This window comes from Bifidobacterium subtile (assembly GCF_000741775.1).
GTDB classification, from domain to species: Bacteria; Actinomycetota; Actinomycetes; order Actinomycetales; family Bifidobacteriaceae; genus Bifidobacterium; species Bifidobacterium subtile.
Map to the genome: position 1 here is coordinate 358,202 of NZ_JGZR01000006.1, position 14,390 is coordinate 372,591.

The following is a 14,390-nucleotide window of genomic DNA, read 5'->3' on the forward strand; positions in this document are numbered from 1 at the left end:
CTCGCAATGACGCATCCAACCGGACTGCGCCAACTAGACTGTGCCAGCCGGACATAGCGTCGCAAAAATACGTGCTGGGAGAATTTCATAATGTTTTACCAAAAACGGTGTTTCTTCTCGATTTCCATGCGTATTATCTAACACCGTAAGAAATTAATAAACGAAGCAAATCGCGAACAGACTTTTCAAGAACTAATAAGAATCAATAGGAATCCCAAAGAATCATCACCATCCTTAAGGAAGGATAATACATGCTGAGCATCTGCAAATATCTCTCCAAATCGGAGATCGGGCAGCTGCTGATCGGGCTCATATTCATCGTGAGCCAGATCTGGTTTGATCTCAAGCTTCCGGACTACATGTCCGATATCACGCGGCTCGTGGAAACCCCGGGCAGCAACATGCACGACATCTGGATCGCCGGCGGCAAGATGCTGCTCATCTCGCTGGGCTCCGTGCTATGCGCGATCGCGACCGGCTACGTCGCGGCGCGGGTTGGCGCCTCGTTCAGCCAGCGCCTGCGCTCGCTCGAATTCCGCAAGGTCGAGTCCTTTGGCCCGGCAGAGATGAACCGCTTCTCCACAGCGAGCCTCATCACCCGCTCGACCAACGACATCACGCAGATTCAGATGTTCGTCACGATGGGCCTGCTGCTGCTCGTCAAGTCGCCGATCATGGCCGTATGGGCCGTATGCAAGATCGCGGGCAAGGGCGTGGACTGGACGGTGGCAACCGCCGTCGCCGTCGCCGTACTGCTCGTGGTCATCGGCGTGCTCATGGCCATGGTCGTGCCCAAGTTCCGCAGCATGCAGCGCCTGACCGACAACATCAACCTCGTCGCCCGCGAGAACCTCACCGGCCTGCGCGTCGTGCGCGCCTACAACGCGGAAGACTATCAGGAGACGAAATACGACAAGGCCAATGCGGAGCTGAGCAACACCTACCTATTCACCAACCGCGCCATGTCGGTCATGATGCCGCTGATCAACGCCGTCATGAACGGCCTGATGCTGGCGATCTACTGGATCGGCGCGTATCTCATCGACGCGGCCGGCATTCAGGACAAGCTCACGCTGTTCTCGAATATGGTCGTCTTCTCCAGCTACTCGGTGCAGGTCATCATGAGCTTCCTGCTGATGAGCATGGTGTTCGTGCTGCTGCCGCGCGCCGACGTGTCCGCAAACCGCGTGATGGAAGTGCTTGATACCGATCCGATGGTGACCGATAGCGCTGAGGACGCTGCCGGTGACGCCGGTGTAAACACTGCCGCAACCGTCGCCGCCGCTTCCAAGGGCACGGTCGAGTTCAAGAATGTGAGCTTCGCCTACCCGGACTCGCGCGAAGCGATGCTCGAAGGCATCACGTTCAGCGCCCAGCCCGGCCAGACGGTCGCTTTCATTGGCTCGACCGGCTCGGGCAAGTCCTCGCTGGTCAACCTCGTGCCGCGCTTCTACGACGCGACCGAAGGCCAGGTGCTGGTCGACGGCGTGGACGTGCGCAACTACACGCTCAAGGCTCTTCGCGACAAAATCGGCTACGTGCCGCAGCAGTCGGTACTCTTCAAGGGCACGGTCGCCTCGAATATCCGCTACGGCGACCGACCGCAGGATTCCGCCGACGTCGAACTGGTCGACACGTCCAGCATTCAGGGGCGCAGGCGCGAAGCCGAGCTGATGAAGCATGCGGATGACGTGCAGGATCTCGGCGACGAGCAGCAGGTTCGCAAGGCCGCTGAGGTCGCGCAGGCCGATGAGTTCATCGAGACCATGGACGGCGCCTATGACGCCGCGATCGCGCAGGGCGGCTCGAACGTCTCGGGCGGCCAGAAGCAGCGGCTTTCCATCGCCCGCGCGGTGTATCGTCACCCTGAAATCCTGATCTTCGATGATTCCTTCAGCGCCTTGGACTTCAAGACCGATCGCGCCGTGCGCGACGAGCTGGCCAAAGAAGCCAAGGATTCCACGAAGCTGATTGTCGCCCAGCGCATCGGCACCATCATGGACGCCGACCGCATCGTCGTGCTCGACGACGGCAAGGTGGTCGGGCAGGGCACCCACCGCGAGCTGCTGGAAAATTGCAGCGTGTACCGCGAAATCGCCGAGTCCCAGCTTAGCCCGGACGAGCTGGCCGCGTGAGGCTAGGCGTGTGATGTTGGCCGCTAGATGCTGCGCAGGTGCGCAGATGCCAGCCGACACATACGCGCATATGGGCAAACACAAGGTTGTAAGGCTTTAAGGAGAAACATAATGCCAGGACCAGGGTCAAGAGGAGGGCGCGGCGCCGTAGCCGAGCGCCCCGAAGACTTCGGGCAGACGATGGGCAAGCTCATCCGATTCTGCCGCAAATACATACCCGCCATGATCGTCGCGCTCGTGCTCGGCGCAATCGGCACGATCTTCCAGATCGTCGGGCCGAACCGCCTGCGAGACATGACCAACGAGATCGTCAAAGGCATGCCGGCCATCGTGAACGGCAAGCCGATCATGCACTCGATCGATTTCAGCGCGGTCAACCGCATCGCCTGGATTCTTGTGGCGCTCTACGTCGGCAGCGCGCTGCTCAACTACGTGCAGTCGTGGATGATGGCGACCGTCACGCAGCGCACTGCTCAGGAGCTGCGCGGCGCGATCAGCGTGAAGATCAACAAGCTGCCGCTCAAATACTTCGACAAGACCAGCTACGGCGACATCCTCTCGCGCATCACGAACGATGTGGACGCCATCGGCCAGACGCTCGGACAGTCCGTCGGCGCGCTGATCACATCGGTGACGCTGTTCTTCGGCTCGCTCGTCATGATGTTCGCCAACAACGTGATTCTGACGCTGTGCGCCATCGTCGCGAGTTTGGTGGGCTTCGCGCTGATGTCGCTTATCATGAAGTTCTCGCAGAAGTACTTCGTGCAGCAGCAGAAGGCGCTGGGCGATGTCAACGGTCACGTCGAGGAGATGTACGCCGGCCACACCGTGGTCAAGGCCTACGGCGGCGAGCCGAATTCTATCCGCACCTTCGAACGCTACAACGGCGACCTCTACGCTTCCGGCTGGAAGAGCCAGTTCTTCTCGGGACTCATGATGCCGCTGATGATGTTCGTGGGCAACCTCGGCTTCGTCGTGGTGTGCGCGGTCGGCGGCGCGCTCGCGCTGAACGGCAAGATCGAATTCGGCGTCATCGTGGCCTTCATGATGTACATCCGCCTGTTCACCCAGCCGCTCGCCCAGTTCGCCACCGCCTTCCAGAACCTGCAGCGCTGCGCCGCCGCCTCCGAGCGCGTCTTCGGATTCCTCGAAGAGCCCGAGATGGCCGACGAAAGCGCCAAGCAGCCGCTGCTCGGCCGCGATGCCGCAGGCAACCCCGTGCGCGTGCGCGGCGATGTGGACTTCGCGCATGTGAGCTTCGGCTATTCGCCGGAGAAGACCATCATCCACGACTTCTCCGCCGCCGTTCGGGCCGGTCAGAAAGTCGCTATCGTCGGGCCGACCGGCGCGGGCAAGACCACTATGGTCAATCTGCTCATGCGCTTCTACGAGATCACCGGCGGCTCAATCTCCATCGACGGCATCGACACGAAATCCGTGCCGCGCGCCAACGTGCACGACCAGTTCTCGATGGTGCTGCAAGACACCTGGGTGTTCCAGGGCACTGTGCGCGAGAACATCGCCTACGCGCGCACGGACGTCAGCGACGAGCAGATCGTCGACGCCTGCAAGTCCGTCGGACTGGACCATTACATCCGTTCGCTGCCCAAGGGCTACGACACGGTGCTCGACGACAAGGCCTCGCTTTCGCAAGGCCAGAAGCAGCTGCTCACCATCGCTCGGGCTATGGTGCAGAACGCGCCGATCCTGATTCTGGACGAGGCGACCTCCTCGGTCGACACTCGCACCGAGGAGCTGATTCAGAAGGCCATGGACGCCCTGACCGTCGGCCGCACGAGCTTCGTGATCGCGCACCGGCTCTCGACCATCAAGAATGCCGACATGATCCTCGTGATGGATCACGGCGACATCGTCGAACGCGGCACCCACGACGAGCTGCTCAAGGCCGACGGCTTCTACGCCGGCCTCTACAACAGTCAGTTCGCCCTGACGGACTGAGCCGTTAAGCGGAGAGCCCAGTGGGCTCTCCGTAGGCGAAGTGAGCGGCCGCTAAGGCCGCGAAGAACGATGTCTACGGCATCGTTATCGTTAAGCGGAGAGCCCAGTGGGCTCTCCGTAGGCGAAGTGAGGCCCCGCCAAGGGGCCGAAGGACGATGACTCCGTCATCGTCACTGTTGAGCCGTTACATGAGCAACGCAGTGCGTTGCTCATAGGTGAGGTGAGCGGGCCGCTAAGGTCGCGAAGGCGGAGCCATAGGCTTGCCCACCCATAAGTCGGCCGATATCGTTTGCGAAAGGCGGAATTTCGCCAGTTCACAACGATATCGGCCGACTTATGGGTATACGCGGTTCTTCGTGTTGAGGCATGGAAAATTGGGATGCTAGCTCTTGCAGATCAGAGGAAACCTGAAAACTTGTTGCCATGCCCTAAAAAATTCGGGTATCTGCCTTATGTGAGGCGTTATTAGGGAGCTGCGGAGGTCTATCTGCGTTGTGTGAGGTGCTAAATTCATGAGACCCCAAGTAACATCGCTCCAAAACGGCAGTTTATGCCGCCCGATACTTGGCTCGTCAGGAAATAACGCCTCACACAACGCAGATAGACCTCCGCAAGGGTAGATTAACGCCACACATAACGGAGATACACCCGCAAAACGGAAAACTTCGCGCTGAAACACGAAAAACCGTCTAGCATGTACCGCAGAGGGCAGCGAACCGGTCGTTTCTCGCTAATGAGATGGGAGATATGTGCGGCAATGGGCAATGAGCATGTATTCGTCAGGAAAATAGGCGAGGGATTCCCCATTGTGATGCTGCATGGGTTCCCGCTGGACCACCGCTCCCTGCTGCCGTTGGAACAATGTTTCTCGCAGCATGACCACTGGCAGCGGTACTACATCGACCTGCCCGGCCTGGGCCAGAGCTGCGACGGTTTCGACATACGGTCGGCCAGTGATGTGCTCAAGGCGCTGGGCGATTATCTGACCGAAGAATTCGCCGAAATCGATTTCGCAATCGTGGGGTATTCCTTCGGCGGCCTGCTGGCGTCTGCGCTGGCCGCGCAATACGGCGACCGCATTCGCTCGATATTTCTTCTGGCGCCTGAATTCGTGCCCGATGACAAGGCGCGAACCTTGCCGAAGAAGACGGTGTACCACGTTTCGGATCTTCCGCGCGATGCTGCCGAGCAGGAAATTACCGCGTACAAGGCCACTGCAGTGGTGGAAAGCGCCGAGAATTTCGAACTGTTCAAACGCTACATACTGCCCGGTCTCATGGGCAACAGCGAAAATGAGGCTGTGCGGTATCTGGCCGACAACCCGGCGCTCGCGACAACGCCCGCCGAGTATATGAGCCAGTATCGCCACCCGGTCACCATCGTGGTCGGCGAAAACGACACCATGATCGGCTACGAAGACGCCTTTGCGCTCTACCGGACGCTGCAGGAATCCACATACGTGTGCCTGCCGAAGGCCGGGCACACGCTGCACCTCGATCAGGCGGAAGCAGTGCAATGCATCTTCCGGCGCTGGCTGTCGGATCTCGGCCAACAACTGCGTTAGATCGCGCACGGCTGGGATTGCGATATCGGCTGTCTGGCCCGCAGCGGCGCGTTCGGCATATTATTCAGTGTTGACAAGCCTGAATAATAGGAAGATTCCGCTCATCGACTCATTTTCTCAGCAGCCACTCGACGATATTCACGCCTTGAATGCCATCGCGCGATTGTGGAAACTCGTCCAGACTCAGCACGGTCTTGGGATAGTTGTCGCGCAGCGCTGCGAAAGCCCCGAACTCGCTCTCGGCGGTTTGAGGCGAAGCCATCAGATAGGTGACCTGATAGTACTCGGTCGCACCGTCGCGCTGAGCGATGAAGTCGATCTCCTGGTCGCCGACCTTGCCGACGCGTACCTCGTATCCGCGGCGTTTGAGCTCCATGAACACGATGCCTTCGAGCACCTGGTCGATTGCGTTCGCATTGTTCAGCCCGATGGCTTGACGCAGACCCTGATCGACGACATAGTATTTCTCGTTGATTTTCAGCTCGCGCATCCCGACAGCGTCCTGTCTCGGCGCGCGGTAGAGCAGAAACGCCCGGGCTGCGGCGTCGAGATAATTGGCGATGGTGTCGGCGGCTACTTTGCGATGTTCGTTTTTCATATATTGGGCGATATTGGCCACGGTGATGAGATGGCCTTCCTCGCCGATAGCGTAGCGGATGATGCGCTCCAAGGCGTCGGGGTCGCGCACGCCTGCGTGCCGCACCACGTCTTTGAACAAGATGGTGGCGAAGAGGTCATTGAGATATTGCATCGATGCTGCCTCATCGAAGGCGAGATCGGTCTGGAACGGGAAGCCGCCTTGCCTGACGTAGCGTTGGAACGCCTCGCGCTCGCTGATAGGCCCGGCCGATTGCCGGTACGCTTCGAGAAATTCGGCGAAGGAAAACGGATACACGTCGATGGATACATACCTGCCGGTGATGTAGGTGGCTAGGTCGCTGGACAGCATGTGCGCATTCGATCCGGTCAGGTAGATGTCGGCGTCGTAATCGACCATGAACGAGCGAACGGCCTTCTCCCAGTGGTCGACTTCCTGTATTTCGTCAAGGAACAGCGCGATTTTGTGGGCGTTTGTGCTGATGGAAGTGGTGTTGTGATCGACATCGGCTGGGGCATTATTTTTGGCGTTCCTATTGCTATTCTCATTGCTCTCGCCCTCGTTTGTGTTTTCGCTGAAGTATGACCGCACATATGCCGTGAGCTCGGTCGCATTCGTGATATCGGCAGTGGCGCTCGATTCGAAATTGAGATGCAGCATAGCGTTTTCGGGCACGCCGTCGTTGAGTAGCTGACGTCTGATGAGTTCCAGCAGCGTGGATTTGCCAGAGCGTCGCGCGCCGATGAGCACTTTGATGATGTTTTTCCCGATGAATGGGCGTATGCGATTCATGTACAGTGGTCTGTCGATCATTGAGGCCTCCGAGTGGGGTGACAATGTCCCATAATGTTCTAAAATCAATTATACCTGATTCTCTATGAAATATTTGTTAAAAATCGAGTATATCTGATTTCAGCTAAGAAAATCAACGGAAATCAGATATAGTCGATTTCTGTGCATCGTATGGGTGCTGCGGTACTGCCGTATGCAACGTTACGGAACTTCGTTGTTGTGCGTAGCCTTGTGTACGCCAAAGCTGAGTGAGCGGGCAAATGGTTACTTGGCAGTGAAGAACGTTCCTGGGAAGTTGCGGCTGGCGACCATGCGGCGGTCGGCGAGGAGCTGGGCGCATGAGAAATCGGCAAGAGAGGCCAAGCGTTGCGGCTCGGTCGCGAAGAGCGCGGTCGCCAGACCGTCGGCGAGGGCAGTGGGGTACGAGATACTGGGGAAGGCGACGTTAGGGGGGAGAGTGCTGACGCGGGTACCACTCGGTGAGTCGGCATTGGATGAATTAGCGCTGAGTAAGTTGGCATTGACATAGACCCAAGTCGCGGCGACGTTGTTCACTGGCTGTCCGTCGATCGCGTTGAGCAGGTGGTGAAGCCGTAGCCCATGCGCCTCGCCCCAGTGCCTTCGACTTGGCGCGCTGGCGCAGAACGCGCCCGAGCTGATATGCGCGATGCCGACTGCGTTATTGGTGTCGGTAGGATCTTCGAGCGCGATATCGATGGAATCGCGCGAGTTGATAAGCATATCTCCGCCCGCGTCGATGAGAAATTCCGCAGCAGATCCAGATTGCTCGCACAGCATCATGCCCAGCAGATCCACCAGATAGCCCTTGCCGCATGCGCCGAAATCCAGTTGCACTGATTGTGTCGTGCGCAGCGTCGTGCCATCGCGAGCCACGTCGTGCTCCCACGTTGGGCGGCCATGAATCGCGCCGAGGTGGTTGGCGGCATCGGGCTGCATGGTAAAGGTCAGATCCGCGCCGTAGCCCAGCCGAATCATATCCTCGCCGATGCAGGGGTCGATTGCGCCTGCGCTCGCCGCTGCCAAAACGTCGCACAACATAAACAGCGGCAGTGTCCAATCGGGGAAGGCGAAGGCACCGCCATGTTCAGCCTTCGCCATCGCTGCTACGAGGGAATCGTTGCGGAAGCGCGATATCACCGATTCGTATTCGTCAATGAAATCGCCGATGCGCACATGCAGCTCGTCGTCCAAAGGCCGAGCGGTATGAATCAGTAGCCCGGTGCCCAAGGCACGGGGAAACGCGGTGATGTACGGCATGCGCCTGCTCAGCTCGACCATGATTGCATCATAGGCATCGCGTCGCATATTGCTGCTTTCGATGTGCTGGTGTGGGGTGCCACTGTGTGTGGGTGGTGGGGGATGTGCAGGCCGGCCTTCGACAGCAAGGATTTCGTGCCACTTGAGACCGGTCATGCCCCTTATGCATCAGTGCAGTGGAGATCGCACGCTGCACGACGTGGGGTGAGCCCCGGCATGTCATATCGTACTTGCAAAGTCGGCCCGCGCGCTGCAAAACGCAGGGCAAACATATAATTAAGCACTTTTTTCGCCTATTAAGCACATCGCAAAATAGACGCTCAGTGTGACATTCGGCATTTTGGCGAGATTCCGCCATTCTTGGTCTCGTGTTTATTTGGGCTGCGACATGTGTTGACGGAATTTTCTTACATGTGCTTAGTAAAATTCTGAAGGGGCCGGACTGAGGCGCATCGTCCGGAATTTATGGACATAAAGTCATTTTTTCATTATGTTCCTGCCATATAACCGTTCATTAGGTGGATTTTTCGTTCATTAGGTCCTTTATATAGTAGACGCGCAAATTGGCGTTCGGTATTTTGGCTTTATTCCGCCATTCTTGGCACCGTGTTCATTGGGGTTATGAGGCGGGCGCTGGCGGAATCCTCTTCAAAAGGCCTAATGAAATTCGAAAGAGACCGAAGGCTGAGTAAATTTATGAATACGTTGTGAATGAGCGGCTAGAGCGGCAGCCGTGAAGTCAGTTGTTTTTCATTCCGTAACAATTCATTTTCATTTGGTGAAATGATATCCGTATACTCGAAGGATACCAATGCGACGGGCGCTGCGCTTGTACATAGAACTCAAGTGCGAGTGCCGAACGCAATGCATAGCCGATTCGAGAGGAGCGCCACGATGGAGATGCCCGATTTTTGGGATCAGGAAGCGGATGCGTCGCTTGCTGCGCGCGACGAGGCGGCAGGGCGCTTGGCACAGCTGTTTCGCCAGCTCGACAGCATCGGCAATCACGGTGCTGAGGGCTACTCGCGATTCGCATGGAGTGATGAGGAAGCGGCGCTGCGTGTGTGGTTCGCCGCGCAGATGCAGCGTCGCGGGTTCCGTGTGGAGGTGGACGCGGCCGGCAATCAGTGGGCGTGGTTCGGTGAACCGAGCGCCGAGCATCCCGGGGTGACCGTCGGCTCGCATATGGACTCCGTGCCGGGCGGCGGCGCATTCGACGGCCCGCTGGGCGTGCTCAGCGCGATAGCGGCCTTCGACGTGCTGCGCGAAAACGGCTGGACGCCGCGCTGCCCGATCGGCATCGCGAGTTTCCATGACGAGGAGGGTGCGCGCTTTGCGGTAGCCTGCTTCGGCTCGCGGGTGCTGACCGGCATCCTGCCCGCAGACCGGGCGCTGGCCCGCACGGACGCGGACGGCATCAGCGTGCGCGAGGCGCTGGATGGATTCGCCGCCAAGCTGGAACATGTTCGTGAAATGCAACAATCGGGTTTGGATTGCCTGAGCGATTTCAGCGAGGCGGAAATCGGTGCGGCTTTTGCTGATTCGCACGCGCCCGAAGGGCAGGCTGCGGATCTCGAATATCTCAAGCGTTCTGCGGCGCATATCGAATTGCATATCGAACAGGGCTGCATGCAGAGCGATCTCGGAGCGCCCGTCGCGGTGGCCGACGCAATCTGGCCGCACGGCCGGTGGCGCGTTGATTTCGAGGGCGAGCCGAATCACGCCGGCTCCACGCCGCTCGACCGTCGTCATGATGCGATGCTGGCCTTCGCCCGCTTCGTGCAGCGCGTGCGCGAGGAGGCTGCGGCCGCGCCCGACGCCCGCGCCACAGTAGGCCGTGTCGAGGTCGAGCCCAACGGCGTGAACGTGATTGCCGCGCATGTGACCTGCTGGCTCGATTGCCGCGCAGCCAAGGCGCAGACGGTCGTTGATATTGTGCATCGACTTGGCGCGTGGCTTGCCGGCAGTGATGGCAACGGTTTAGAAAACAGCGGTTTGAAGGGTGCTGGTTTGGGCGGCAACGGTTTGGACGGCGTGACAGCCACGCTGACTCGCGAATCTTGGACCGAGGCGACCGTATTCAGCCCCGAATTGCGTGATGCGCTGGTGCAAGCGGTGAGCGCGTGGGGCGATGATGCGACGGCAGACAACGCGAAGTCGCATGGCGCGGAATCTGGCGGCGCGCAGTTGGCTGCCGGGCAATCCGATGGCGTGGAACTTCGCGGTGAGCAGTTCGATGATGCGCAATCCGACACCGCGCACAATGGTGACGCGCAATCCGCAGTCGAGCAGTTCCGCGAGAAGGAATCCGCAAACTCACAAGCTGTGCACAGTGCAAAAGACTCCGAACCCGGGAATCTTGCCGCCGCTCATAGAACAACGGAACTCGCACCGGTGATTGGCACCGCTGCTGGCCATGACGCAGGCATTCTCGCCGAATCCGGCTGCGCGGCCGGGATGCTCTTCGTGCGCAATGAGACCGGTGCCTCCCACACTCCGCGCGAATACGCCACACTGGCTGATGCCACGCAAGGCGTATACGCCTATGCAGCGGCGATTCACGATTGCGCAGACCGCGTCGCCGCCGGTTGGCGGCCCCGGTCAGTGCAGGGCGAGCGCTGAGCAATGGGTGAAAGGGCAATGGGTGAAGAGGCAATGAGTATGCAAATAATAAGTAGACAGATGCTGAGTGGGAAATTCTCGGGCGCAAAGACGCTAAGTGGCAGATGGTCAATGGCAGATGGTCAATGGAGGAACGATGGCGATGAACATTATGCAATGCAATGCCAGTGATGCCAGCAATAGTGCCGCAATCAACGGCAGCGGTGAAAATTCCAACCTGCACGCTAACACTAACGCCGACACCGACTCCCGCGATTCACAGGAACTCTCCTCGCGCTCCTATTGGGCGGCACAGGCCTGGGTAGAGGGCGCGGTGCGCAGCAATGTGCGCTTCACGGTTGCCGATGGCGCATACGCGCAGATAACCACCGACGAGCAGCCGCATGATGGCGATATCATGCTCGACGGCTTGGTGATGCCTGGCGCGGCCGACTGCCATTCACATACCTTCCATCGTGCGCTGCGCGGACTTGGACGCGAGGGCGCTACGTTTTGGAGCTGGCGCGACACCATGTACCGCGTGGCCGCGAACCTTACGCCGGAGCTGTATTACGAGTATGCGAGGCGCGTGTACGCGGAGATGCTCATGTCTGGCTACACCACTGTGGCCGAATTCCATTACGTGCACCACCGCCCGGATGGCACGCCATACGACGAGCCGAACGCGATGGGGCTTGCGCTCGCTCGCGCCGCGCATGATGCGGGCATTCGCCTGACCCTGCTCGACACCTGCTATCTGCATGCCGATGTGCAGGGCAACGATCTGGGCGAGCGCCAGCGCCGCTTCGGCGATGGCGATGTCGAATCTTGGGTGAGCCGCGTCGACGCGCTCGACCGGGCCATTCAGTCCGACGAGACGTTGCGCGAGAGCGTGCGGGTCGGCGCGGCTGTGCATTCGGTACGCGCCTGTTCGCAGCGCGAGGCGCAGGTGGTGGCGCAATGGAGCCGTGGTGAAATAGGCGACGGCCGCAATGTTCATAACATATATAGTGCTCACGGTGCTTCCGTGCGTCCGCTGCATGTGCATTTATCCGAGCAAACGGCGGAAAATGAGGCGTGTCGTGAGGCGACGGGCATGAGCCCTGTCGAGCTGCTGGACAAGGCCGGAGTGTGGGGGCCGAACGCCGTCGCCGTGCATGCGACGCATCTGAGCAGCAGCGATATCGCCACGTTGGGCGCGGCGCACGCGCGGGCGGCAATCTGCCCGACCACGGAAGCCGACCTCGCCGACGGCATTCCCGCCGCCGCAGCGATGCGCGACGCCGGCATTGACTTGTGCATCGGCTCCGACGAGAACGTGTCGATTGACCCATTTGAAGAAATCCGCAGGCTTGACGGCAATCAGCGGCTCGTCAGCGGCCAGCGTGATACTTTTGCGCCGGCCGAGCTGGTGGCGATGATGACCGAGCAAGGACAGGCCGCATCGGGATGGAGCGAATCGGGGCGCATCAGCGTCGGTGCGCTCGCCGATTTCGTGGTAATTGATACCGCCGCGCCGCATCTGGCCGGCGTGCGTGCGGAAAGCATCCTGCTGGTCGCTACTGCGGCCGATGTGCGCGATGTGGCGGTCGGCGGGCGGTTTGTAGTTCGCAATCATCAGTCGAACGCGATGACTGCTGACGATGTCAGTGACGGAATTCACGAGCTGACTGAACGGCTGCGGACATGAGCTGGGTGCGAGCGAGTTGCGAGCCAGACATAGTCACCATGAATCAGATAACAATGAGACGAAAGCCGAGTAGGGCGACGGCAACGACTGCGAAGAAGGTGAGGCGATAATGAACGAACGCGAGTACGGGCATGAACACGGGCACGAGTCTGCGGCCCAGAACGCAAGCGCAAGTAACACTGCGGGCGGTACGGATGGTGTGAATTGGGATGCTGTCAGCTCCGCAGCCTCCTCCAATATCACCATAATCACCGGCATCGGCCAGCTAGTGACGAACTGCGTCGAGCCGTTGAACGCCAATGCTCCGATGACTCCGGTCGGGCAGCTTGGCGTGATCGAGCAGGCTGCGGTCGTGGTTCGCGGCGAAATTATCGAGTGGGTTGGGCGTGAGCGTGATTTGCCCACGGAATATCGGTATTCGTGCCGACATCACGCAGTGACGGAATTCGGCAACGGAACCCGCGAACGAACCGAAGCCACCGAGGCCGACACAATCAACGAAGCCAGCAAACGAACCACAGCCGAGCCTCGCCGCATCGACCTCGCCGGTCGGGCGCTGCTGCCCGGTTTCGTGGACTCGCATTCGCATCTGGTCTTCGGCGGCGACCGTGGCGATGAGTTCGAGGCGCGCATGGGCGGCCAGCAGTATGACGGCGGCGGCATCCTGCGCACGGTGCACGCCACCCGCGCGGCCAGCGAAGACATGCTGGCAGACCGTGCGCTTGCACTGCTGCGCGAAGCCCGGGCGCAGGGCACCACCACGATGGAGATCAAAAGCGGCTACGGTCTCGACGTGCCGAACGAAGCCAAATTGCTGCGCGTGGCCGCCCGATTCACGCCCGAGATTACTTTCCTCGGCGGGCATGCGGTTCCCGAGGAATACCGGCCGGCGCAAGCTGGACATGATGCCCGCTCCGGCAGCTCCGCGCCGCACCTCGGCGACCGCGACGACTACGTGCGCTTGGTATGCGGGCCTATGCTGGACGCGGTAGTGCGTGAAGGCAACGCCCGCTGGTCGGATGTTTTCTGCGAGCCGCATTCCCCCTACGCTTTCGACGGCGACGAAACCCGCACGATGCTGACTGCCGCCAGGCAGCGCGGCCTCGGCATCCGCGTGCACGGCGCGCAGCTCGGACCTGGCCCTGGGGCACGCATCGCATGCGAACTGGGCGCGGCAAGCGTGGATCATTGCACATTTCTGACCGACGATGACCTCGACGCGCTGGCCGCCACATGGCTCGGCAAGCAGCCCGGAGCATGGTGTGAAACGTCAGCTGAAGCGTCGCCCGAGGCATCAGCTGCAACATCGCCCGAAACGCAGTCCGCCGCATCCGCATTGGAGCGTCAATACGGCACGGTCGCAACCTATCTGCCTGCGGTTGAATTCTCGACCAAGCAGCCTTATCCGGATATGCGCCGCGCCATCGCCGCAGGCGTGCCCATCGCCATCGCCTCCGACTGCAACCCGGGCACCTGCTTCTCTGACTCGATTCCCTTTGCCATTGCTATCGCCGTGCGCGAGATGGGATTGACCATCGCGCAAGCCGTCTGGGCGGCGACGGCTGGCGGCGCGCTCGCTCTGCGCCGCAGCGATATCGGCGTGATTCGCGCAGGCGCGAAAGCCTATTTCGCGCTCGTGGACGCGCCCTCCTACGCACATATCGCCTACCGACCCGGCGTGCCGATTACGCACGCGCTCGACCTGGGCGGGCATGACCAGCCGCCGCACCGAGGTTAGGACAACGCGATTAGAGCCGCACAATTAGGGCAACA

Annotated in this window: 8 protein-coding genes; 6 read left to right on the top strand and 2 right to left on the bottom strand. The window is 60.0% G+C overall.

All coding sequences use genetic code 11. The features are described from left to right. The first annotated feature begins 251 nt into the window (after positions 1-251). The 3 genes from BISU_RS05960 (at position 252) to BISU_RS05970 (ending at position 5,658) form a co-directional block, all read left to right on the top strand. On the top strand, positions 252-2,135 hold the full coding sequence (locus tag BISU_RS05960) for an ABC transporter ATP-binding protein (protein ID WP_024463113.1): 1,884 nt from the start codon (positions 252-254) through the stop codon (positions 2,133-2,135). Between the two features lie 111 nt (positions 2,136-2,246). Continuing rightward, positions 2,247-4,094 (top strand): ABC transporter ATP-binding protein, encoded by a 1,848-nt coding sequence (locus BISU_RS05965; RefSeq protein ID WP_024463114.1) that lies wholly within the window; start codon positions 2,247-2,249, stop codon positions 4,092-4,094. 757 nt (positions 4,095-4,851) lie between these two features. Continuing rightward, positions 4,852-5,658, top strand: coding sequence for an alpha/beta fold hydrolase (locus tag BISU_RS05970; protein ID WP_024463115.1), 807 nt, complete (start codon positions 4,852-4,854; stop codon positions 5,656-5,658). Positions 5,659-5,767: 109 nt separating this feature from the next. On the opposite strand, the gene BISU_RS05975 is transcribed toward BISU_RS05970, so the two are convergent. Both BISU_RS05975 and BISU_RS05980 read right to left on the bottom strand, forming a co-directional pair. Then, entirely contained in the window at positions 5,768-7,048 is a 1,281-nt protein-coding gene (locus BISU_RS05975) for an ATP-binding protein (RefSeq protein ID WP_202805563.1), read from the bottom strand. Between the two features lie 264 nt (positions 7,049-7,312). Further along, on the bottom strand, positions 7,313-8,347 hold the full coding sequence (locus tag BISU_RS05980; protein ID WP_024463117.1) for an FAD:protein FMN transferase: 1,035 nt from the start codon (positions 8,345-8,347) through the stop codon (positions 7,313-7,315). Positions 8,348-9,220: 873 nt separating this feature from the next. Between BISU_RS05980 and BISU_RS11620 the strand changes: the two genes are divergently transcribed. The 3 genes from BISU_RS11620 to BISU_RS05995 all read left to right on the top strand — a co-directional run bounded on the left by BISU_RS11620 (position 9,221) and on the right by BISU_RS05995 (position 14,355). Next, positions 9,221-10,948 carry a Zn-dependent hydrolase gene (locus BISU_RS11620; RefSeq protein ID WP_024463118.1) on the top strand — a complete coding sequence of 576 codons (1,728 nt, stop codon included), beginning with the start codon at positions 9,221-9,223 and terminating at the stop codon, positions 10,946-10,948. Positions 10,949-11,084: 136 nt separating this feature from the next. Further along, a complete protein-coding gene (locus tag BISU_RS05990; RefSeq protein WP_024463119.1) occupies positions 11,085-12,617 on the top strand; it encodes a formimidoylglutamate deiminase in 1,533 nt (510 codons plus the stop codon). 109 nt (positions 12,618-12,726) lie between these two features. After that, entirely contained in the window at positions 12,727-14,355 is a 1,629-nt protein-coding gene (locus tag BISU_RS05995; protein ID WP_024463120.1) for an amidohydrolase family protein, read from the top strand. The last annotated feature ends 35 nt before the right edge of the window (positions 14,356-14,390 follow it).